Origin of the sequence: Desmonostoc muscorum LEGE 12446 (assembly GCF_015207005.2) — a bacterium.
GTDB lineage: Bacteria > Cyanobacteriota > Cyanobacteriia > Cyanobacteriales > Nostocaceae > Nostoc > Nostoc muscorum.
Genome location: NZ_JADEXS020000001.1, coordinates 1606057 through 1628313, shown reverse-complemented (window position 1 = coordinate 1628313; position 22257 = coordinate 1606057). Strand labels below are relative to the sequence as shown.

Below are 22257 nucleotides of genomic sequence, written 5' to 3'. Positions count from 1 at the left end.
TGGAATAACGCAGTGTGGCGATGTAGTTTTTTTTGGTAGTTCAACTCAAATCGAAGTTTATTATATTTGGAGCAAGTATGGCTACATTTAAGGTCATGACTTGGAATGTAGAGAATTTATTCTCTTTGGGTAATAATTTTAGTCCCAAAACCGAAGCAGAATACACACAAAAATTGAATAGCTTAGCTAGTGTAATTCTAACTCTCGATCCTGATGTGCTAGCTGTTCAAGAAGTCGGCAACCCAGAGGCATTTGCAGAATTGTTAGCACTATTAGAGGGGCGCTATCCCCATACGTGTCTATCTGCATTTCCAGATCCTCGCGGAATTCGGGTTGGGTTTCTTTCAAAAATAGCGATCGAAGAACAGGAGGATTTAATAAATTTTCCTGAGCGTGGCTTTTCCAAAGTTATTAGTCAAGACACGGAAGGAAATTCCACTGAAGTTAACCGCATGGGTCGAGGCGCTTTACGGATTCTTGTTAAACCTCAAGAAAATACTTCTATTAATATTATTAATGCACACTTCAAATCGAAATTGTTAACTTTTTCTTCAACAAACGATAGTCCACGATTTGCTCCCAAAGATGAAAATGAACGTAGTCGGGTTGCTGGATTAGCACTTATCAAGCGAACAGCAGAAGCAGTTTCATTGCGTGTTAAAGCAAATAAGTTACTAGAAAATAATGCCAACCAAGGTCTGATTATTCTAGGAGATTTGAATGATGTGCCATCTGCTGCTACTACTCAGATTCTTCAAGGACCGGGTGGTAGCGAGATTGGCACACGCGGGTTTAATCTGTTAGATAAAGGAGATGATACCAGACTATTTAATTTAGCTCCTTTAATTGATGAAAAAAGACGATACTCGCGTATTTATCAGAACAACAAAGAGTTAATAGATCATATTTTTGTTAGTCAAGAACTATTATCTGGTAAGCCGCGCAAATTGCCAAAAGTAGATAGCTATATCGATAATATAGATACTTTACCTTCTGTTAGTGATGACCCAAACTTAAGACGAGGAAAACCTGGTTCAGATCATGCACCAGTCATTGCAATTTTTGATTTATAACTAGGCTAATGTTCATCCCAGATGCACATTTTCTTGTCATTGGTCATTTGTCAAGAGAATATTTATAGCAATTTTCATTTGAATGAGGTACATGGTAGGGGCGCACAGATGTGCATAGGTGTCAACTTAACGGGAAACCCTCGTCAAGACGTGATATTGAGTTCACTCACTGATCATCACTCAACGCGTTACCCCACCCTAACCCTCCCCTTGTAAAGGGGAGGGAACTAGATTCTTTTTTCCCCCCAATCCATCGGGGGGATTAAGGGGGGTAAAACGCCTGTGGGATAAGCATTTGAGCTTAAGTTGACACCAATGACAGCTGTGCTACCCTACGAATTGTCTGTACTCCATGCAATTGCAAACCTGACCTCTCAGCCCGTGCATTTTATTTGTTTGGGTAATTCGATGCAAAAGTTGGAACCTTCACCTATTTTGCTGGTAACGCTAATGGTTCCTTGCATAATTTCTACTAATGATTTGGTAATTGCTAGTCCTAAACCGATACCGCCATACTTGCGCGTAGTAGTTTGATCTACTTGGCGGAATTGCTCAAAAATATATGCTAGGTCAGATTCGGCGATGCCTATACCAGTATCTTTAACTGCGATCGCAATTCTGTCACTAGAGATTTCCCATACTTTAATTTCTATACTACCACTTTCTGTAAATTTAATTGCGTTTAATAACAACTTGGCTAAAACTTGTTTCAGGCGGGCACTGTCGTTAATTATTATGAGATGTTCTAGATTAACTTCGACTTGCAAATTTAAGCACTTGTCTTCTGCGAAGGAACGATGTTCAGCTACAGTTGCTAATACCAAATTCGCCAAATTAAATTCTTCTATTTTAAATAACAGATTACCTGCTTCTACTTTGGCAAAGTACAGCATATCATCAATGATTTCTAGTAGATGATTGCCATTATTGTAAATACGCTGCACCATATCTATTTGTTTCTCAGATAAGTTTGAGGTGCGTTGGCGTAGTAGTACTTGTGATAAGCCTAAAATAACATTTAGGGGTGTGTGGAGTTCGTGAGATGTAGTGGCTAAAAATTGCGATTTTAACTCCGCTACTTCTAAAAGTCGCAGATTTTGTAACTGAATTTGGTGTTGATTTTTTTCCAATTCGTGGTTTTGTTCTAAGATAATTTCATTTTGTCTAGCTAAATGTTCTTCGCACTCTACCAAAGTTGCCATCGTTCTGGCATTATTAATAGCGATCGCTATTAATTCACCGACTGTATCCAAAATATTTAGTGAAATAATATTGAAAGAATTGGGATTTCCCCAGTTACCAATTGCCAGTACTCCCAACCGTTCTGCTGCTTCTAACTCTATTGCTACGGCATAGATTGACGATGGATTGAAAGAAGACACAGAAACTGGAAGATGTGGTGACAGAGAATAGTTTTCAATAATATTATCTGTATTTTCTTTAGTTTTTTGAAATAAGTGGGAAATACCTGTGGTAAATACTTGGTAGAGTAACCCCAAATCACTATTTACTGCTAGAGATGGATATACTAATTCTTGCTCAAAATCCGCAATAAAACCTTGAGTGTTACTATTTACTTGTACAAAGGACAATTTTTCTACATTTATTCCAGATTTTGCAGCTAATTCTAACTGTTTACTTTCAGGATTATATAAGAATATGAAGCAGAAATCAGCACTATCAATGGCGTCATAAACTTCCTGCACCATCTGTTCTAATAAGTTATTTAAAGGTGTTCGTGGCTGATTGCAAAGTTTAGTTAACCGCTGAAGTATTCGCAGTTGTTGAGGTAGATTTTGCTGTTCTCCATCTAAAAGTATAATTGTCTGACGGCAATTTTCTTTTACAGGAGTAGCTTGTCGCTCTTGATTGGTGATATTCAAAAAGTTTTCTCCCAAACTATCTTTTTGTTGTAGATTGACTCTCTTTACTTTTTGAATAGTGTCGGAAACATTTAATTTACAGACGCCCAAACAACTAGTATTCAGATATATCTTATTTACAGTTTTAGTTTGTGAAATTACACTTATACGCCTGCTGTTTTGAATGTTTTATGTACTACTATTCTACCTACTTGATTAGAGTCTAATAATAAGAAAAATTTTGAAATTTTCCTCCATCTAACTTATTTTATCAATTCTTTTCGAGGCGCACTAGGATTTTTGTCAGTGATTTTACTGAAAAATATTTAATTTTTTCATCATTTTTACTTGATAGTTTAATTTGGAATATAAATTATTTAATAAATATTAAAAATTGAATGAGTATATGAATGCAACTCATGGAGTCTCTTGGATAAATAAGTTTTTATCTGACGCAAAGATAGATAGACGCGATCGCCTATTAGAGAAGCGGGTAGAGTTGGTACAAAAAACAAGGTGAAGATAAAGCTTTTGCAAGAAGTTTATTGTTGTGCCACTAGCTGTATTTGGCGCAACAATAAACTTCTATATATGTGGGGTCTGTTAAAAATAAATTAACCATTTAAAAAAACCGCCACTATAGTAACTAGGACGGTTTGGTTAAGCAATCGGAGGGTAATTACAGATTACTTTGCTAATAAATGAAATTGCTGTAACGAAGTTTGCATTTTTAAATTGGAATTGGGAATTGGGCATAGGGCATTGGTTATTCCCCTTATCTCCCCATCTCCCTAGTACAACGCGGCGGAAATAAACAGACCATACTCTGGGGGAAGCCGCTTTGCGTCTACAAAATGGTGCAGAAGCCGAAAATACAATTCTTTTGACTTTTGACTTTTGACTTCCGCGTAGCGGTACTAGTCCCTACTCGCTAATTCCTTGCGTAAACACTCATTGGTTCCTTGATAAATCGGGTGTAAAGATGCTTAAACGTAGATTTAATGACGCGCGGCATACCAAAATCGATGGGCATTAATTTGTCTGGTAACCGCCAATCTTCTATTTTTAATAAGTCAGGATTTAAATTTGGAAACTCTATAGCAGCAAGTTCTGGACAAACTCCTAACCTCTGGGAAGCTGCAACTGTGGGCACTTGTTCAGGAGGAACGTTGAGGATTTCCACCATTGCTCGATCTAGGGCAAATATATCTGATGCAGCTGCTAAAATGCCTAATTGGCGAGGTTCACCGTTACTGGGACCGTTACCTTCATGACCGATGATGCCATCTAATATGGTTAAGTTCGGGTTAATTGCCCTTGCAGTTTCTACTAACATTTCAGCAAATCTGTTGGCGTCTTTGCCGGCTTCCATGTGCCACCAAGCTTTCATTTTGCCGGGGACGCAACCAAACAAGTTTTTTACGCCCAGCGTTAAGGTTAACTGGGCATGGGATTTGACTTTGGGTAGGTTAATCACCACGTCTGCTTCCATCGCTTCTTTAGACAGCCGCAGGTGGTTAAAATTATCGCTGACGGTTTGATAACGCTGGCCGTGAAAATCGATAATGGGAAGATTGAGTTCTTCTAAAATAGGCAGATAGCCATTTGCCACGGCTACTCCCTTGGCACTGCCAAAGGCTGGACTATCACCCAAAAATGGCTTACCGCCAACTTCAATTACCATTTGGGCAACTGCGTAAACTAGTTCCGCACGAGTGATACACTCTTTACCAGGACGCGCACCTGTGAGTAGATTGGGTTTGAGTAAAACGCGATCGCCTTTTTTCACAAATGCTGCCATTCCTCCCAAAGGTTCCAGCAGTGTCACTAAAGATTCTCGTAAAGTCTCTGGTTCGTAGGAAGTAGCCCGAATCAGGCTGACAGATGATTTTTGAGTCTGCATAGATACTAATTTACCGGTAGTGAATAGCGCCAATAGTTAACAGTCACCTACTAACTTAACCTCTCCCGCAACCACAAAGCTAATAAAGGTAATGCCAGTTGATAACCTTGTTCAGCACTGTAGATTAAACCTTTATGCTGTAATCCAGTCAGGGAACCCTGAAGGCTACCACCTCTTGAAAGACCATGTTTTTGAATATATCCTTTACGTTGTGGCTTATCTGTAGGATCTAAAGCTAAAGATTCCAAAAGATGCACCTGATTTGCTGGTAACAACATCAATAAAGATTCAAAAGTTAAAGATAAATCTTTCAGCAATCCTTCTATTGCCTGCTGCACTGCTACTTCACTAATTAATCCATTAGGATAAGAAAAAGTTTGCAGGCGGCGAATTATGGCCATCGCATCGCCAATGTGTCCTTGTACAGCATCTAAAAATAATTGCAGTGCAAGTGAGCGAGGATCAAATTTAAGATTTTGTGTATGCAATATTTCCCTCGCCCATAATGCTAAAACGTCCTTAGCTAAGGGGGCTAACTGTATAGTTTCTAGTGGATAGTTTGTTTCATCTGTTTGATAACTTGTCTCAGCGATGGTTGCTAATAAAACGTAGCTGACATGAGTTTGCACATTGATTTCTCGCCTGAATGTGGCTTCCCACAAATGATTGCGATCCCAAGAACGTATGTGCGGAAAACTCTGCAAAATCAGCACCACACGCTGATTCAAATTAATCGCCATGATTTGCAGCAAGTTGAGCAAAATTTCAAATGCTTGCCATAGCTGCTTTTGGTTCAAAGAACGCAATAGCTTGAGTTTCCTTTCTGGATGAAAGACAAAAAACTCATTGCCAAAGTTACTTACCCAGTCTTGAATTTGTGCTGCTTGCCAGTTTTGAGTAATCGCCTCTGCTAGCAGTTGAATAAATCGCTCCCCATCGGTAGCGCGGATGCAGTCTATCTCCAAAACCATCGCGCCAACTTCTTGGGTAGCCACTCGCACTAAAGTCCGCCGCCCACTACCTGGTACCCCAGTAATCAACAAATCCCCATCTTGCGCCAGCACTTGGACAATGCGCTGAAATTCTAGCGATCGCCCAATCAATTGCAAAGGAGTAGACACATCCAAATTCACGTACTTTTTGCCTTGGTTTCACCATTTTGGACTTTGGACAAAAAGAAGTTTGTTCGCGAGTCACACTCGCGAACAAAAAACTAGTCATCAGAAATTACCCCAGTTATTTTACAAACTGAGTCAGACTGAGTTAAACGCCTAAAGCCTAAGAAAATTTATGCGGCTTTGACTTTAGCGAGTGTTGATTTTGACTTCTTCTTGACAACAGGATGCTTAGTTCGTTGTGTTTGAACTTGACCTTGAACTCGACCGATGGAATTTCCTCTGGTTTTGGGAGAACGAGCGGGTGTACCAATCTCTGAAATAATTCTCTGAAAATCGCGTTGCACTACACTTGGAGTGGCAATTTTATCATTGTTTTGTTCTAAATAACGCTCCCATGGCCTGGGTAAGTGTGTTGCTAACTCCCTTGCCGCCCACAACTGTACGTAAGCTAGGATTACTAAATGTATCCAATTTTCCTCATGCAAAACATCTGGAGTTTGAAACTGCGTCATCAACAAACGCTGCTTGCTAAATCGCAGCATGTGTTCAATATCAAACCTTTGTCTATAGCAATGGTTTGCAACCGTAGGTGAGATTTCTCCACGTTGCTCACCTATGACAATTAACCACATTGGTTTCCAGAGAGATTGATTAGTATCATCAGTCACATGAATTCTGAGCAGAGTAAAAGGATGACAATACATTTTTTGGTGCTTGGTTCCCCTCATCAACATTTGATGCCAAGCGAGTATGGTGATGTTTAAAAGACGACCCTTACAGGTTGTCTGCTGAATTTGTGTTGTCTCGTCGGGAGAGTGCCAAGTTTCAACATCAGCTAAATTAAACCGTTCACCGTATTTTTTTGGACAACCACGTTTTTTCTTTGACTCATCAACGGGTGGAGATTGGTAGAAAATTCGATTACTACGAACTCTGGCTATCACTACCACATTTTTGTGTTTGGATTGGTCAAACAGAAATGAACGCTGACTATAGGCGCTATCTGCTACTAAGACGCACAATTTTTCCTGCCAGGGCAGTGATGAATCAGACATTACTGAGGAAATTTGTTCACTACCCACATCAACACCAGTTTTATCAAGTGATACCCTTTCTCCTGATATTGGTATTGACCAAGGGGCGGCATTCCCAGTTTCTTTCTCTGGTAAGATAGAAAGTATCGAATAAGAATGACCAATATTAATCGGTTTGTTACCCTTGATAGTATTTGGCTGGTAAATATACCCACGTTCAGCTAAAGTCCTCGCGTAAGGACGCGGATGCGGTGTTGTATCAAGAGCGAATAAGTAAAAAGGGCGTTGTTGTGGTTGCTTAATTAACTCAGATACCACCCTAATTAAGTTATTGGGTTTTTCTTGTTCTTCTTGTTCTTCTTCTTCATTGTTCTTCTCCTGAATATTTGTATTAAATGATTTTTGAATTGCTTTATAAATAGAATTATAGCTTCTGGGAAACAAAGGACTTAAAGATAACTCCGCAATTGAATTGGCTCCCGTATTACCCGCAAGCGCATCCAACAAATCCATACAGGCGTCGCTACATGAAGAAAAACAGTTGTAAATTTTTTGTCTAAAATCTTGAAATTGCGCTATTAATTGATTGTTATTAAATTTTGGCATAGCCATCAGTATTTACCCAAAGATACTTTGTAGTTGATATTACTATTTGTTGGGGGTCTGATGGCTATGCTTTTTTCTGCTCGTCACTATAAACAAGATTAATCATTCATTTATTCGCGAGTCACACTCGCGAATAAACTTCTTTTTGTCCAAAGTCCAAACCATTACGGCAAGCATACTCACTTCTATCACCCCTGAGCAAGCATCGAAAGTAATTATGATTATTATCAAAATAAATTAGTGTTTAATTTTAATTGACACTAATTTTTAGTGTTAAAAATAATTAACACCATAAATAAGGTATTAACTATGGCACAGGCAGTATCTACCATCGCACCCGAAGAGAAGCATTCCCCTGTTTGGCATACTTTGGAGATTCCCGAAGCGATCGCCCGTTTACATAGTGATGCTGACAATGGCTTAAGCAGTGCAGTAGCCCAAAAGCTATTATCTGAGGTGGGGGCAAACGAACTCACAGGCAAGAAAAGCAAACCTTGGTGGTTAAAATTTTTACTGCAATTTAACCAACCGCTGTTGATTATTTTGTTGTGTGCGGGTTTAGTCAAGGCATTAACTGGTAGCTTGGTAAACGCTAGCGTCATTTGGGGCGTGACTACCACCAATGCGATCATTGGGTTTGTCCAAGAATCGAAAGCCGAAGGTGCGATCGCCGCCCTTGCCAAAGCCATCACCACAGAAGCCACCGTCATCCGTGACGGTCAAAAAATACGCATTGCTTCCGGTGAGTTAGTGCCTGGGGATATTGTTTTACTAACTTCTGGCGATAAAGTCCCGGCAGATTTACGGCTAATTCAAGTAAAAAATTTACAGATAGATGAATCTGCCTTAACCGGTGAATCTCTAGCAGTAGAAAAAAATACTCAAATTATTAAGGCGGATACTGCTTTAGCCGAACGTAAAAACATGGCTTATGCCGGTGGCTTCGTTACCTTTGGGCAAGGTACTGGTATTGTAGTTGCCACAGGTAACACCACGGAAACCGGGCGGATTTCACAGTTAATGGAACAACACACCGATATTTCCACACCATTAACCAGAAAATTCGATAAATTTAGCCATAATTGGCTGTATATGGTCTTAGGTTTAGCAACCCTCTGCTTCGCGGTGGGATTAAGCTTTCGAGGTTTTCAAGAAGCTTTAGAAGCAGCAGTGGCTTTAACAGTCAGTGCCATCCCTGAAGGATTACCAGCAGTAGTTACAGTCACCTTAGCCATCGGTGTTTCCCGCATGGCACGACGCAACGCGATTATTCGCAAATTGCCAGCCGTGGAAACCTTGGGGAGTGCAACTGTTGTTTGTTCTGATAAAACTGGGACTTTGACAGAAAACCAGATGACAGTACAAGCAATTTATGTCGGGGGACATCAATATACTGTCAGTGGTATAGGTTACACACCAGACGGTGAAATCTTGATCGATGACAAGCCAGTGAACCTCAACAGCGATCGGGGTTTGCAAGAATGCCTAGTTGCCGGGTTGTTGTGTAACGACTCGCAATTAGAGAAAAAGAATGGTAGGTGGGTAGTCATGGGAGATCCCACAGAGGGGGCGTTAATTGCATCAGCAAACAAAGTAGGTTTTAGTCAGCCAACCCTAGTCAAACAAATGCCCAGGCTAGATGCAATTCCCTTTGAATCCGACTTTCAATACATGGCGACATTGCACGCCACACCCCAAGGTAAGACTATCTATGTCAAGGGTTCAGTGGAGGCAATTCTCCAGCGCTGCACCTTGATGTTGAACACCCAGGGACAACCCCGCCCGTTAGATTGTGTAGAAACGTTACAACAAACTACCATCGAGCGGGAAGTCAATATTATGGCACGGCAAGGCTTACGGGTATTAGCTTTGGCCAAAAAAGCAGTACCCGATGGACAAAATACGGTGGATCATCCAGATATTGCGACTGGGTTAATTTTCATCGGCTTGCAGGGAATGATCGATCCGCCGCGTGAGAGTGCCATTAAGGCAGTGCAAGCCTGTCAGGAAGCTGGAATCCAGGTAAAAATGATTACTGGCGATCATGCGATTACAGCCCAAGCGATCGCCCGCCGCATGGGCATCAACAAAAATGGTTCAGTTCTGGCTTTCACAGGTGCAGAACTAGCAAAAATGGATCAAATAGAACTCGCCCAAGTTGCCCAAGAAGGTGTAGTTTTTGCCCGCGTCGCCCCAGAACAAAAACTGCGTTTAGTTGAAGCCTTGCAATCAAAAGGTGAAATCGTCGCCATGACAGGAGATGGCGTCAACGATGCACCTGCTTTAAAACAAGCAGATATCGGTATTGCGATGGGTGGCGCTGGTACAGAAGTCGCCAAAGAAGCCGCCGATATGCTACTTACCGATGATAATTTTGCCTCCATTGAAGCTGCTGTGGAAGAAGGAAGGGCAGTATATAAAAACCTACTCAAAGCAATTTGCTTTATTTTGCCCGTCAATGGTGGCGAATCCATGACAATTTTAATTAGCACATTATTAGCCAGAGATTTACCAATTTTATCTTTACAAGTTCTGTGGTTAAATATGCTCAATTCCATCACTATGACAGTGCCTTTAGCCTTTGAGCCAAAAGCGCAAAATGTCATGCAACAAACACCGCGTCATCCCAATGAACCGTTACTGTCAGACAGTCGTTTAAAAAGAATTTTGGCAATTTCTCTGTTTAACTGGATTGTGATATTTGGAGTATTTGAGTATATTCGTCAGACCACAGGTAATATAGATTTAGCCCGAACAATGGCGATTAATTCTTTAATTGCCGGACGGATATTTTATTTATTGAGCATTAGTCAATTAATCCCGAATTTGATTGCAAAAATGGATGGTACAATTAAAGAAAATGTCGATATACCCGCCATTGGATTTGGGATTATCGGGGCAATTATTTTGCAAATTGTCTTTGCTCATATGCCATTAATTAATGAAGTTTTTGAAACAGCACCATTAAATTTACAGCAGTGGTTGTTGTGTTTAGCAGTAGGTTCACCAATGATTTTGTGGGCTGCGGTGGTGAATCGTTTTGATCCACCAAATTAAATAGGGTAACCCTATTGCCTTGTAATCTATGTGTTTTTATGGCGTTGCCCAATTGTGGTACACATCCAGATGTAGAGACGTAGCACTGCTACGTCTCTACAAGTAGCACTGCTACGTCTCTACAAGGATTTTGATATCATGCAGAATCGTTGTTTTTATTCTGGACTCAGAGGTAAGATAGCACTCATTTGTTCTAAATCTAATACTGTGGCTAAGTCTGTTTCACTCATCAATCCTCGTTCTAGGACGATTTGCCGTAGGGATTTACCAGTTTCTAAAGATTCTTTGGCGACAGCTGCGGCATTTAAATAACCGATGTGGGTATTGAGTGCGGTTACTAAAGCTAAACTGCCTTCGGCGTATGCTAAACAACGTTCTTTGTTGGCTGTAATTCCCTGGATGCAACGTTTGGTGAGTGCGGCGATGGTATTACCCAGAATTTCGATGCTGTGAATTAGGTTATAGGCAATTAGCGGCATCATCACATTTAGTTCTAATTGTCCGGCTTGTGCGGCTAAGGCGATCGCATTGTCATAACCCATCACCTGAAAACATACCATTGATGTCATCTCTGCCATCACTGGGTTATATTTCCCTGGCATAATTGAGGAACCTGGTTGCACTGGGGGCAGTTGAATTTCTTTCAAACCAGTTTTTGGCCCCGAATCCATCAACCGCAAGTCATGAGATATTTTGGCTAAATCCTGGGCTAAGTTCCGCAAAGCACCAGAAACGTTGACAAATGGTGCCATACTCTGCATTGCTGCCATGAGATGCGGTGCAGGTTCTAATGGAGTGTCAATCAATTCCGAGAGAACTTCCACGACACGGGCGCGATACAGAGGATGAGTATTTAATCCCGTTCCTGCTGCACTACCTCCCAAACCCAAGACCATCAAATCCCCGGAGGCGGTGTAAATCCGATTTTGGTGTTCTGTGAGAATTTGCGCCCAAGCCCGAAAATTTTCACCCAAACGCACAGGTACAGCGTCTTGTAAGTGAGTTCTGCCGGATTTAACGATATCTTGAAATTCCACAGCTTTGTTTTCTAAGGACGCGATCGCCTCCTCTAAAGCTGGGTGTAATGTATGAGAAAGTGCCAATAAACCACCAATTCTAATTGCCGTCGGAATCACATCATTGGTAGACTGCCCATAGTTAACGTGGTCATTGGGACTAACACGTTTATAATTGCCTTTTTCGTCACCCAGAATTTCTAAGGCGCGATTTGCCAGAACCTCATTGACATTCATGTGGTGAGAAGTTCCAGCACCCGCTTGATAAACATCCACAACAAATTGTTCGCGCAAATTCCCGGCTAAGATTTCATCAGTTGCTTGCACAATCGCCTGACTAATATCTTCGGGAATGCAACTGAGTTCTCCATTCACAATTGCTGTAGCTTTTTTAATTAGTAGACAAGCATCTACGTAAGTATGTAAAGGCTTGATACCGCTGATGGGAAAGTTTTCTATTGCTCGTAGCGTTTGAATACCGTAATAAACGCTACTAGCAATTTGGCGATCGCCCATTGAATCCCGTTCAATGCGAAATTCCGAGTCTGTGTGTTGAGTCATAGTATTGTTTTAGGAGAGCTTCAGAAAACAGATTTTCCCACGCTTAGGGAGAGAGTGGGGAGATGGGGAAGATGAGGGAGATAAGAAAGAAAATACTACTTCTTTATCTTCCTCATCTCCCTCATCCCCCTCATCTCCCTCATCCCCCTCATCCCCTCATCCCCCTCAATGACTCTACCCAACTGGATTACTTTCTCTCGCCTTCTGGGTGTACCATTTCTGCTTTACGGCTTATATAATCCCACAGATCAAGCTAAGTGGATATGTTTGGCGATTTTTCTTGTCGCCGCATTGACTGATTGGTTAGATGGTTACTTAGCGCGGAAACTCAACCAAGTTAGTGATTTAGGTAAGTTTCTCGATCCCTTGGTGGATAAATTTTTAGTCCTTGCGCCATTAATGGTGTTGATTGAACTGGGAAAAGTGCCAGCTTGGGGAGTGTTTTTGATTTTAGCGCGGGAATTAGCGATCGCTGGTTGGCGAGTGAATCAAACGACAATTACCGGGGCGAACATTTGGGGTAAACTCAAAACTGTTAGTCAAATAGTGGCGATCGCACTTTTAATTGCGCCACTACCTGAAGCCTGGAAAATTGCATCTTTGATTGCCTTTTGGATTTCTGTTGCTTTGACGTTAATATCTGGCGGTATTTATCTCTTACCGCAAAAAGCTAACACTGCTGATTGAAAACATCTAATCTATCGTCACCGTAAATGTAAAATTTTTTCAGACAATAATCACAAAATATTTGTAGCTAAGCCAGAAATTTCTAACAGTGCCCAAAAAAATTCGGGAACTAAAAGCAATGCTCCTAAAAGCTGGATTCACTTATCGAAGTGGCAAAGGTAGTCATACAGTATGGAGTCATCCTTTGCTACTTTACAGCCTCACTTTATCTGGCAAAGATGGAGCAGATGCAGATCGTTACCAGGAAAAAGATGTGAGAAATGCCCTGCTAGAAATAAAACAATTGCAGGAAGAAGAAGACAAAGGAGAACAAGAATGAAATCACAATATAGTATTGTAATTCAGTGGTCTGATGAAGATAAAAAGTATATTGTCAGCCTGCCTGAGTTTGGTCCCTATGCACACACTCATGGAAATACCTACGCGGATGCTCTCAATAATGGTGAGGAAGTCTTGGAACTATTGATTGAAGATTACCAAGCACAAGGAAAACCACTGCCAGAACCTTTGACGGCAAACTTTTCCTTTGAGTTTATGTCATCTAATTCCTAAAAATCATAGCTAGGTAATCCAGTAACATCAGTTTCAAGAGCAAACAAATCACCTGAGTAGAAACTTTTGTCAATCTCGGCTTGGCTGAGTCCAACTGAACCAGTGGTGATGTAAAGTGTTTGCAAATCTTCGCCGCCAAAGGTGCAACTCGTTACGAGTGGAACAGGTAGCTTTAACCGCAATATTTCTTCACCTTTGCGATTAAAACGAATCACACACCATCCATTCCACATAGCTGACCAAATATTTCCTTGGCTATCTATCGTCAACCCATCTGGGTAGAAAGATTCATGAGTTAAATCAACAAAAATCCGGCGATTATTAATATTGCCTGTTACGGAATTAAAGTCATAAGCATATATTTTTTGTTTAGGAGAATCAGCCAAATAAAAAATTTCTTGATTCGGACTCCAACCCAAGCCATTAGAGATAGTCAATCCTGTTTCCATCACATGTAATGAGCCATCAGTATCGTAACGATAGAGGCTAGCGTCAGGCTTTTCTATAGAAGACATTGAGCCGAACCAAAAGCGACCTTTGGAATCACATTTGCCATCGTTGAGACGATTACTTGGCAGATTTCCTTCAATTTCCAAAATGGGCGTAACTTCACCTGTCTGGGTGTTGAGGAATGCCAAGTGATGACGCAGCGCCATAATTAATCTATCTTTACCAGCTGTGGCGATCGCACCTACCACATCTCCCACATCAAAAAAGCGATTTTTTCCCGTTACCGGGTCAAATTGATGCACTCGATGGTTAAAAATATCTATCCAGTAAAGTTGCTTTTTGATCGAATCCCAAATTGGTCCTTCACCCAAGCGGGCACGGGCTTCTAAAATATTATGGAGTGGATATTGCAAAACCTGGCTCATTTTATCAACCAACAATAGTATTTTCAGAAACTAATTTCACTAAAATTGAGGCAATTATCAAAAAAGTTTGCCTGACTAATAGAGAAAATTTGAATTCCTGTTCCAGTAAAAACTAAAGACACAATTTATCGCGTCTTTCTCAGGTATAAAAAAATATTTTTCTTTTGGCCAATTATTCCTTGATGGTACAGAACAAGCGGATTTATCCGTAGAAAAAATCGAAAATCCAAAATCCAAAATCCAAAATTGTCTGACTTTAGCCAAACCTTTACCGCAATCCGTTAACTTAAAATTGTACCAATTTCAAAATTGATTGCTACACACAGATTCCAAAACCCAGACACAACAAAGCGATTTCCAATCTAAAATCTAAAATTTAAAATCCAAAATAGTAGTAGTCGCTCAGGATTCCCCTTATGTACCAAACAGACCCGCCTCTCTCCCCAAAAGAAACCCTACCCACCATGTATGATCTTCCCAGTGAATACCCTGAGGACTCTGGTTTGCCTGACGAATTTCACCTTTTTCAACCCCAACTTCTGCGGGAAACCTTCTTTCCACCAAACTACCCAGTACAAGAGGTATTTGTTGGCACTGATTTAAACCTTTACTATGACCTCCGGCATACACTGTGGTACAAACGCCCGGACTGGTTTGCTGCTGTGGGAGTTTCGCGTCTCTACGAACAGCAAAACCTGCGTATGAGTTATGTCATCTGGCAAGAAGGGGTTGCTCCTTTTGTAGTGGTAGAGTTGCTTTCTCCTGGCACTGAAAAAGAAGACTTAGGACAAACTCTGCGGGAAGTTAACCAACCGCCCACCAAATGGGAAGTTTATGAACGGATTTTGCGAGTTCCTTACTACATCGTGTTTGACCACTACACTGACAAACTCCAAGCATTTCAACTAGTTGCAGATAGTTATCACGAAATAGATGTAACTACTTCTAGAGTCTGGATGCCAGGAATACAGCTAGGTTTAGGACTTTGGCAAGGCGCTTACGAAGGTATCGATCGCCTGTGGTTACGTTGGTACGATGAAACAGGAAATTGGATTTCTACGCAGCTAGAACAAGAAAGGCGACGAGCCGAACAGGAAAGACAACGAGCCGATAAATTAGCGGCGAAGTTGCGAGAATTGGGCATTAATCCTGATCAGGAGTAATAGGTAATTGGTTTTTCCCATTACCCATGACCGAATAATTCGTAATTATTCGGTCAACAAACCTCACAATTAAACAGCTTGTAAAATCTCCTCATCTACAGAAAAATCAACTTCAGCTTTATCCCGGCCAGAAGGGAGATAATCATTTTCCAAAGAATCTTGTAATCCAGAAATCAAATCATATTCAGGATGCCAGTTTAATTCTGTTTGGGCTTTGTTCACCGAAGCAAAGAAATGTTGTACCCGCATAGGAAAAGCCTTGCGTTTGCCGAAATCAAACTTCTTCGGGTCATAATGGACAATTTTCACAGCATCAGGTGATTTACCAGCCGCTAGGGCACTAGCACGGGCTAAACCATCAAAAGTGACAAAGCGATCGCCAGAAATATTATAAATCTCTCTTACAGCTTGTTGATTACCCAAAACTTGGGTCATTGCCTTTGCTAAATCTTTGACATGACCTAACTGGGTGATATGCAAGCCATTTCCAGGGATAGGAACGGGGCGATCGCGCACAATTCTGTCAAAAAACCAGCTTTCCAAGTCATTATAATTACGTGGGCCGTAAATGTAAGTAGGACGAATAGAGGTAAAGGGCAATCCCAATTGGGTGAGATAAGCTTCAGTTTCGTGTTTACCCAAGTGGCGGCTTTTCGGATCTACTGCATCGCCTTCGATATGGGGGAGTTGGTCAGATTTGAGATACACCCCCGCCGAACTCATGTATACAAAATGTTGCACCCGGTCTTGAAAAATCTCCGCGAGTGGTTGAGTATCACTAAGTTCTCGTCCATTATTGTCAAAAATGACATCAAAATTTTCTTGTGATAATTTTGCTTTTAATTGGGTAGCATCAGTGCGATCGCCTATAATTTGTCCTACTCCCTGTAAAGAAGGCGCTGGTCGATTTCCACGATTAAACAGCACGACTTCATGTCCTTGTTCCACTAATAGTTGAGTCAAATAGACACCAATGAACCGAGTACCACCCATAATTAGAATTCGCATAGCTTTCCCATTCCTACATCAGTTTTCTTTCAGGGACTGGGGACTAGGGACTGGGGATTGGGTACTGGGGACTAGGGACTCGGTACTAGGCGCTGGTAATTAAAGAAGAGTTTTCCCAGTACCCAATCCCTCACGCCCAGTCCCCAATCCCCAATCCCCAATCCCCAGTACCCAATCTGACATTATCAGGTTGCAGCATCCATCTGGAACCTCTAAGCGAAAGATTGCGTCTTGCCGTTAATCTGGGGCGCTTCCCATTAATTAATCACAAGGGGAAACTTTTCAGTTAACCTCATAATTTGCCTAACTATTTTCCATTCATTACAAGTTAGCTGTGCCCTTGAAATATGCTCTGGTTCATGAGTGGTTGACACCCGAAGCCACAGGTGGTTCAGAACTCGTTGTACGGGAAATTTTGAATCACATTGATGCTGATTTATATGCCCTCATCGATTTTGAATCCAGTAACCCTGAAAGTTATCTATACAAACGTCAGATTGGCAAGACGTTTCTTCAGCATTTTCCCTATGCCCGCAACGGTATACAAAAGTACTTGCCTTTGTGGCCTTTGGCAATTGAACAAATGGACTTGCGGCACTATGACGTAATTCTGTCTTCGTCCCATGCTGTTGCCAAGGGAATCCTTACCACTCCAGATCAGTTGCATATTTGCTACTGTCACAGCCCCATGCGCTATGCTTGGGACTTGACCTTTGATTATCTGCGCCAGAGCAAGCTGGGTAATGGTTTACCTGGGTGGGTAACGCGATATTTATTACATCATTTGCGCCAGTGGGATGTATTGAGTGCCAATCGTGTTGATTACTTCATTGCCAACTCGCAGCATACAGCTCGGCGGATTTGGCGCTGCTATCGGCGAGAAGCAACAGTCATTTACCCACCTGTGAATATTGGGGAATTTCCATTTTTTCAGGAAAAAGACGATTTTTATCTCACAGTTTCCCGACTAGTGAGTTACAAACAAGTATCGTTGATTGTCAAAGCTTTTAATCAACTAAAACGACCGTTAGTAGTAATTGGTACAGGAGATGAAATGCAAAAGATTCGTCAGATGGCAAATTCAAATATAGAAATACTCGGATGGCAACCCGATAATGTGGTAAAAAAATATATGGCTAGGGCTAAGGCGTTTGTGTATGCAGCTTGTGAAGATTTTGGTATTGCCTTAGTGGAGGCACAAGCCTGTGGTACGCCAGTAATAGCCTATGGTGCTGGGGGTGCTTTAGAAACAGTGCGAGATATTCGCTCTGGCGTGGATACAGGGACAGGTATATTCTTCAGGACACAAACAGAGGCGGCTTTAGTGGAGGCAGTAGAAAAGTTTGAAATATATCAGGGTTCGTTTAATTCCGAGTATATGCGATCGCACGCCGCGCAGTTTTCACCGCAAGTCTTTGCAGATCGTTATCTAGATTTTGTCAATAAGTGCAACGAAAAAAGACCTTTTTGGAATAATGGTCTTGGTTAATAGGACTTATTTTTTTAGGCTTTTGGCAATTTACCCCCAGAAGCATCTCATTTTGGCTTTAAGATTGGGACTATGTGTGGTGTGGATTATTAAGGAGTATGATGACTGCCCAGAGCTCACTCCTCTCCGGCAAGCGAGGTGTACGGCAAGACACTAGAGGGTCTACGCGTACTCTCCTAAAGCGCGGTCAAAAAACAAAGACGCCTAGAGTTAAACCTCAAGGTTTATCTTTTCAGGGTTTAAACGGAGAGTTTGCCAAGCGACTATTCGATATAGTGTTTTCGCTGTCAGTGTTGATTTTATTCTTTCCTGTCTACTTAATCTTGGCCTTGTTGATTGCTTTGAGTTCAGAAGGCCCGATTTTTTATGTTCAGGAACGGGTGGGGAAAAACTACAAACCTTTTAACTGTATTAAATTCCGAACAATGGTCAGCAATGCGGACGAAATCCTCGTGCAAATGATGGAAACATCGCCCCAGCTGCGACAAGAATTTGAGAGCAGTTTTAAGCTCAAACAAGACCCACGGATTACTAAAATTGGTCGATTTTTGCGAATTACTAGCCTAGACGAATTTCCCCAGTTTTGGAACGTTTTAAAAGGAGATATGAGTGTAGTCGGTCCTCGCCCATTAGTAGCAGAAGAACTACCAAAATACGGTTGTCACATTGATGAGATTTTAACAATCCGTCCAGGAATTACTGGTTTGTGGCAGGTGTCTGGGCGTAATGACATTCCCTACCCTCGCCGAGTCCAAATAGACCTGCATTATGTAAAATCTAGGAATTTGTGGCTTGATTTATGGATCATCTTAAAAACTGTTGATGTGGTAATTTTACCTAAAAATAACGGTGCATACTGAGTGATTAGTGAGGGTTGATTCTGTGGGGCAGTCAATGCCCCTAAGTACTATTTTTTAGTGGAAGATACCGCAGATTCCAAGAAGCATAAAATACACAAACTAAGTCTGAAAGTCAGGTATAAAACCTGCTTTAGTTCTAACTTCGGACGCCTTGGCGAAGCTTCTGGGGTTTTATTCCTGAATTCAGCAATTCTGCTGTAAAAGACTACACCAAACTACTTACAGCGTTTTGCAACTACATGAGGTACACCCTTTCCCAACCCTCCTTAGTAAGGGCAGGGTGCGCGATAGCGCGGGTGGGGTATTTTTGTACCTCACCAACTTGAAATCTGCTGTAAATATAATGTTGTTCGGTTTTCACTAAAGAAAAGGCAGTATAGATTTTTATGGAAATCTATTCCATACCTCTTTTTCAAAACATCACAAGACTGGATGGCAAAAGTTTATTGAGTTTTCACAAAAATCAGAGATGTATCAAACTTTGACAAGTTAAATGATGATAAAATTACTATTAATAATTATTAAAAAATGTTGAATTTATGAAGTAAATTCTTATTGGTTCAACAACTTGTTCTTAAGTATATTTATTTACTTAAAAGTTACACGATCGATTAGAACTGGTAGGTTTACTATGTAGGCAATTCAGCAATTACCTGCTAGGTTGTATCATATCGTCTGTAACATTTTAATCAAAGACAATAAGGGATAGTTGAGCATGACGCAAAAAAAACGAGCGTTAATAACTGGTATTACGGGTCAAGATGGTTCATACCTGAGTGAGTATTTGCTAGAACAAGGTTATGAAGTTCATGGGATAATTCGCCGGACTTCCACCTTCAACACAGACCGTATCGATCACATCTACGAAGATCCGCACAAACAAGGAGTGCAGTTGTTTCTTCACTACGGTGATTTGACTGATGGAACAACACTGCGACGTATCTTAGAAGAAGTACAACCAGTAGAAATTTACAACCTCGGCGCTCAATCCCATGTCAGAGTCAGCTTTGACTCCCCAGAATACACTGTAGATTCAGTGGGAATGGGGACACTGCGTTTGTTAGAAGCAATTCGAGACTATCAACACCGTACCGGAATACAAGTGCGGTTTTACCAAGCGGGTTCTTCAGAAATGTACGGATTAGTGCAAGCAATACCGCAAAGTGAAACAACACCATTTTATCCGCGCAGTCCTTATGCTTGCGCCAAAGTATATGCCCACTGGCAAACAATAAATTATCGTGAATCTTACAATTTGTTTGCTTGTAACGGCATACTTTTTAACCACGAATCACCACGACGCGGTGAAACCTTTGTCACCCGTAAAATTACGATGGCAGTAGCCAACATCGTTGCCAAAAAACAGAAAAAGATTTACATGGGAAATCTCGACTCCAAACGAGATTGGGGCTATGCCAAAGATTACGTCAAAGCAATGTGGTTGATGTTGCAGCAAGACCAACCAGACGATTATGTAATTGCAACTGGCGAAACCCACTCAGTACGGGAGTTTCTCGAATTGGCATTTAATTATGTCAATCTCAATTGGCAAGATTATGTCGAGTTTGACGAACGCTATCTGCGTCCTGCGGAGGTAGAGTTGTTGATTGGGGATTCTAGCAAAGCACAGCAGAAGTTAGGCTGGAAAACATCGGTAACCTTTGAGCAACTAGTTTCCTTAATGGTAGAAGCAGACCTGCAAGCCTTGGGTTACACTTCACCCAATGGAAATGGTTCGCAATTTCCACATGATATTGCGACTCTTCGTCAAGAAATGGGCGCTTTGCATTTCTGATTCGGACTACAGAGGATAAAAATATGACCGCCTTAGAACTCAAAAATAAACGCATTCTCGTCACTGGTGGGTCAGGCTTTCTCGGTCGTCAGGTGATCGATCAGTTGTGTCAAGCAGGGGCTGATGGTGAGAAGATTAGAGTAGTGCGATCGCGTGATTGCGATTTGCGGGTTTGGGAAAATTGCCAACGTGCAGTTGACCAGCAAGACATCATTATCCATTTAGCAGCTCATGTTGGTGGTATCGGTCTCAACCAGCAAAAACCCGCAGAGTTATTCTACGATAACTTGATCATGGGAACCCAGCTAATCCATGCTGCATATCAAGGGGGAGTCGAAAAATTCGTCTGTGTTGGTACTATCTGTGCCTATCCAAAATTCACCCCAGTACCATTCAAAGAAGATGACTTGTGGAATGGCTACCCAGAGGAAACCAACGCCCCTTACGGAATTGCCAAAAAAGCGCTTTTAGTGCAATTGCAAGCTTATCGCCAGCAGTATGGTTTTAATGGTATTTATTTGCTGCCAGTGAATTTGTATGGGCCGGAAGATAATTTTGATCCCGGAAGTTCTCATGTGATTCCGGCGTTAATTCGCAAGGTTCACGAAGCCCAAATTCAAGGAGAAAAGCAACTACTAGTTTGGGGTGATGGTAGTCCCACCCGCGAGTTTCTGTATTCACAAGATGCAGCGCGGGGGATTGTTATGGGCACCCAATTTTATAACGAATCAGAACCAGTAAATTTAGGAACGGGTGATGAAATTTCGATTCTTGATTTAGTGACTCTGATTTCCCAATTAATGGAGTTTAAGGGTGAGATTGTTTGGCAAACTGATAAGCCAAATGGTCAACCTAGACGCCGTTTAGATACTGAACGTGCGAAGCTTGCCTTTAATTTCACTGCTCAAATCAGCTTTGAGCAAGGGCTGAAGAATACCATTGAGTGGTATCGTCAACACGCTGCATAATCTTAGGGTGGGTAGTGCCCACCCTAGCTTTTTTGAGTAAATTTTAAATGTGGACACAGTTAATCATCAACTAAATAAAGCAAAACTACGCCGTACTCTACTCAAAACACGCCAATCAATGTCTGTCTGGGAGTGGAGAGAAAAAAGCGATCGCATTTGCTCTCATTTAGAAAACTCTACTTTGTTCGCCCAAGCAAAAACAATACTTGCTTATTTTAGTTTTCGCCAAGAACCCGACCTCAGTCCACTATTTACAAACACCAAATACCGTTGGGGATTTCCTCGCTGCGTTAATCAATCCCTATCTTGGCATATTTGGACACCTGAAGATTCTCTGCAAAGTGGGGCTTATGGCATTACTGAACCCCATCCCGATGCCCCAACCTTAGACCCGACGGAAGTAGATTTGATTCTTATTCCCAGTGTAGCTTGTGACGATCAAGGATATCGCCTGGGTTATGGCGGAGGATATTACGATCGCCTACTCAGTTCACCGGAGTGGTTGACAAAGCCCACTGTGGGAATTGTGTTTGATTTTGCGTATTTACCCCAGCTACCTATCGAACCTTGGGATAAACCCTTAACAAGTATCTTAACCGAAACTGGGTTGACTCAGAAAGACTGAAGGGT

18 protein-coding genes are annotated in these 22257 nt (G+C 41.5%); 11 read left to right on the top strand and 7 right to left on the bottom strand.

Going from position 1 to position 22257, the window contains the following annotated elements; all coding sequences use genetic code 11:
• Positions 1-77 precede the first annotated feature (77 nt).
• The gene (locus tag IQ276_RS07195; RefSeq protein ID WP_193925358.1) at positions 78-1073 is read left to right on the top strand and encodes an endonuclease/exonuclease/phosphatase family protein; all 996 of its coding nucleotides are present in this window, start codon (positions 78-80) and stop codon (positions 1071-1073) included.
• A gap of 374 nt (positions 1074-1447) precedes the next feature.
• Here the strand turns inward: IQ276_RS07195 and IQ276_RS07190 are convergent, their stop codons facing one another.
• The 4 genes from IQ276_RS07190 to IQ276_RS07175 form a co-directional block, all read right to left on the bottom strand.
• Entirely contained in the window at positions 1448-2956 is a 1509-nt protein-coding gene (locus IQ276_RS07190; RefSeq protein ID WP_193922987.1) for a GAF domain-containing sensor histidine kinase, read from the bottom strand.
• A gap of 910 nt (positions 2957-3866) precedes the next feature.
• On the bottom strand, positions 3867-4838 hold the full coding sequence (locus IQ276_RS07185; RefSeq protein WP_193922982.1) for an Npun_F2552 family protein: 972 nt from the start codon (positions 4836-4838) through the stop codon (positions 3867-3869).
• Between the two features lie 50 nt (positions 4839-4888).
• On the bottom strand, positions 4889-5971 hold the full coding sequence (locus tag IQ276_RS07180) for a DNA polymerase III subunit delta (RefSeq protein ID WP_193922979.1): 1083 nt from the start codon (positions 5969-5971) through the stop codon (positions 4889-4891).
• A gap of 155 nt (positions 5972-6126) precedes the next feature.
• The gene (locus tag IQ276_RS07175) at positions 6127-7602 is read right to left on the bottom strand and encodes an NF041680 family putative transposase (protein ID WP_228043575.1); all 1476 of its coding nucleotides are present in this window, start codon (positions 7600-7602) and stop codon (positions 6127-6129) included.
• A gap of 303 nt (positions 7603-7905) precedes the next feature.
• Between IQ276_RS07175 and IQ276_RS07170 the strand changes: the two genes are divergently transcribed.
• Positions 7906-10653, top strand: a complete 2748-nt coding sequence (locus tag IQ276_RS07170; RefSeq protein ID WP_193922993.1) for an HAD-IC family P-type ATPase — start codon at positions 7906-7908, stop codon at positions 10651-10653.
• Between the two features lie 155 nt (positions 10654-10808).
• Here IQ276_RS07170 and IQ276_RS07165 read toward each other — a convergent pair whose 3' ends face one another.
• A complete protein-coding gene (locus IQ276_RS07165) occupies positions 10809-12230 on the bottom strand; it encodes an aspartate ammonia-lyase (protein WP_193922989.1) in 1422 nt (473 codons plus the stop codon).
• 168 nt (positions 12231-12398) lie between these two features.
• On the opposite strand from IQ276_RS07165, the gene pgsA reads away from it, so the two are divergent.
• The 3 genes from pgsA to IQ276_RS07150 all read left to right on the top strand — a co-directional run bounded on the left by pgsA (position 12399) and on the right by IQ276_RS07150 (position 13469).
• Entirely contained in the window at positions 12399-12917 is a 519-nt protein-coding gene (pgsA, locus tag IQ276_RS07160) for a CDP-diacylglycerol--glycerol-3-phosphate 3-phosphatidyltransferase (protein ID WP_235115500.1), read from the top strand.
• Between the two features lie 88 nt (positions 12918-13005).
• Positions 13006-13236, top strand: coding sequence for a type II toxin-antitoxin system HicA family toxin (locus IQ276_RS07155; RefSeq protein WP_193925243.1), 231 nt, complete (start codon positions 13006-13008; stop codon positions 13234-13236).
• A complete protein-coding gene (locus IQ276_RS07150; protein ID WP_073643765.1) occupies positions 13233-13469 on the top strand; it encodes a type II toxin-antitoxin system HicB family antitoxin in 237 nt (78 codons plus the stop codon). Before IQ276_RS07155 ends, IQ276_RS07150 begins: the two co-directional genes overlap by 4 nt.
• Here IQ276_RS07150 and IQ276_RS07145 read toward each other — a convergent pair.
• Positions 13466-14344: an SMP-30/gluconolactonase/LRE family protein gene (locus IQ276_RS07145; RefSeq protein WP_193925245.1), complete on the bottom strand. Its 879-nt coding sequence runs from the start codon at positions 14342-14344 to the stop codon at positions 13466-13468. The genes IQ276_RS07150 and IQ276_RS07145 overlap by 4 nt on opposite strands.
• A gap of 416 nt (positions 14345-14760) precedes the next feature.
• On the opposite strand from IQ276_RS07145, the gene IQ276_RS07140 reads away from it, so the two are divergent.
• Positions 14761-15507 (top strand): Uma2 family endonuclease, encoded by a 747-nt coding sequence (locus tag IQ276_RS07140; protein ID WP_235115499.1) that lies wholly within the window; start codon positions 14761-14763, stop codon positions 15505-15507.
• A 69-nt stretch (positions 15508-15576) separates the two neighbouring features.
• Here the strand turns inward: IQ276_RS07140 and IQ276_RS07135 are convergent, their stop codons facing one another.
• The gene (locus tag IQ276_RS07135; RefSeq protein ID WP_235115498.1) at positions 15577-16515 is read right to left on the bottom strand and encodes an NAD-dependent epimerase/dehydratase family protein; all 939 of its coding nucleotides are present in this window, start codon (positions 16513-16515) and stop codon (positions 15577-15579) included.
• A 334-nt stretch (positions 16516-16849) separates the two neighbouring features.
• On the opposite strand from IQ276_RS07135, the gene IQ276_RS07130 reads away from it, so the two are divergent.
• The 5 genes from IQ276_RS07130 (at position 16850) to IQ276_RS07110 (ending at position 22252) form a co-directional block, all read left to right on the top strand.
• Positions 16850-18004 (top strand): glycosyltransferase, encoded by a 1155-nt coding sequence (locus IQ276_RS07130; protein ID WP_190875473.1) that lies wholly within the window; start codon positions 16850-16852, stop codon positions 18002-18004.
• Positions 18005-18105: 101 nt separating this feature from the next.
• Positions 18106-18864 (top strand): undecaprenyl-phosphate galactose phosphotransferase family protein, encoded by a 759-nt coding sequence (locus IQ276_RS07125; RefSeq protein WP_190875596.1) that lies wholly within the window; start codon positions 18106-18108, stop codon positions 18862-18864.
• 715 nt (positions 18865-19579) lie between these two features.
• Positions 19580-20659, top strand: a complete 1080-nt coding sequence (gmd, locus tag IQ276_RS07120) for a GDP-mannose 4,6-dehydratase (RefSeq protein WP_193921999.1) — start codon at positions 19580-19582, stop codon at positions 20657-20659.
• A gap of 23 nt (positions 20660-20682) precedes the next feature.
• Positions 20683-21627 (top strand): GDP-L-fucose synthase family protein, encoded by a 945-nt coding sequence (locus tag IQ276_RS07115; RefSeq protein WP_190875471.1) that lies wholly within the window; start codon positions 20683-20685, stop codon positions 21625-21627.
• A gap of 49 nt (positions 21628-21676) precedes the next feature.
• Positions 21677-22252, top strand: a complete 576-nt coding sequence (locus IQ276_RS07110) for a 5-formyltetrahydrofolate cyclo-ligase (protein ID WP_193921996.1) — start codon at positions 21677-21679, stop codon at positions 22250-22252.
• Positions 22253-22257: the final 5 nt, after the last annotated feature.

What these genes read in the sequence shown, in the direction of transcription:
- IQ276_RS07195 (WP_193925358.1), top strand. Translation starts at nt 78, where the DNA reads ATGGCTACATTTAAGGTCATGACTTGGAATGTAGAGAATTTATTCTCT.
- IQ276_RS07185 (WP_193922982.1), bottom strand. Translation starts at nt 4,838, where the DNA reads ATGCAGACTCAAAAATCATCTGTCAGCCTGATTCGGGCTACTTCCTAC.
- IQ276_RS07175 (WP_228043575.1), bottom strand. Translation starts at nt 7,602, where the DNA reads ATGGCTATGCCAAAATTTAATAACAATCAATTAATAGCGCAATTTCAA.
- IQ276_RS07170 (WP_193922993.1), top strand. Translation starts at nt 7,906, where the DNA reads ATGGCACAGGCAGTATCTACCATCGCACCCGAAGAGAAGCATTCCCCT.
- IQ276_RS07165 (WP_193922989.1), bottom strand. Translation starts at nt 12,230, where the DNA reads ATGACTCAACACACAGACTCGGAATTTCGCATTGAACGGGATTCAATG.
- pgsA (WP_235115500.1), top strand. Translation starts at nt 12,399, where the DNA reads ATGACTCTACCCAACTGGATTACTTTCTCTCGCCTTCTGGGTGTACCA.
- IQ276_RS07150 (WP_073643765.1), top strand. Translation starts at nt 13,233, where the DNA reads ATGAAATCACAATATAGTATTGTAATTCAGTGGTCTGATGAAGATAAA.
- IQ276_RS07145 (WP_193925245.1), bottom strand. Translation starts at nt 14,344, where the DNA reads ATGAGCCAGGTTTTGCAATATCCACTCCATAATATTTTAGAAGCCCGT.
- IQ276_RS07140 (WP_235115499.1), top strand. Translation starts at nt 14,761, where the DNA reads ATGTACCAAACAGACCCGCCTCTCTCCCCAAAAGAAACCCTACCCACC.
- IQ276_RS07135 (WP_235115498.1), bottom strand. Translation starts at nt 16,515, where the DNA reads ATGCGAATTCTAATTATGGGTGGTACTCGGTTCATTGGTGTCTATTTG.
- IQ276_RS07125 (WP_190875596.1), top strand. Translation starts at nt 18,106, where the DNA reads ATGACTGCCCAGAGCTCACTCCTCTCCGGCAAGCGAGGTGTACGGCAA.
- gmd (WP_193921999.1), top strand. Translation starts at nt 19,580, where the DNA reads ATGACGCAAAAAAAACGAGCGTTAATAACTGGTATTACGGGTCAAGAT.
- IQ276_RS07115 (WP_190875471.1), top strand. Translation starts at nt 20,683, where the DNA reads ATGACCGCCTTAGAACTCAAAAATAAACGCATTCTCGTCACTGGTGGG.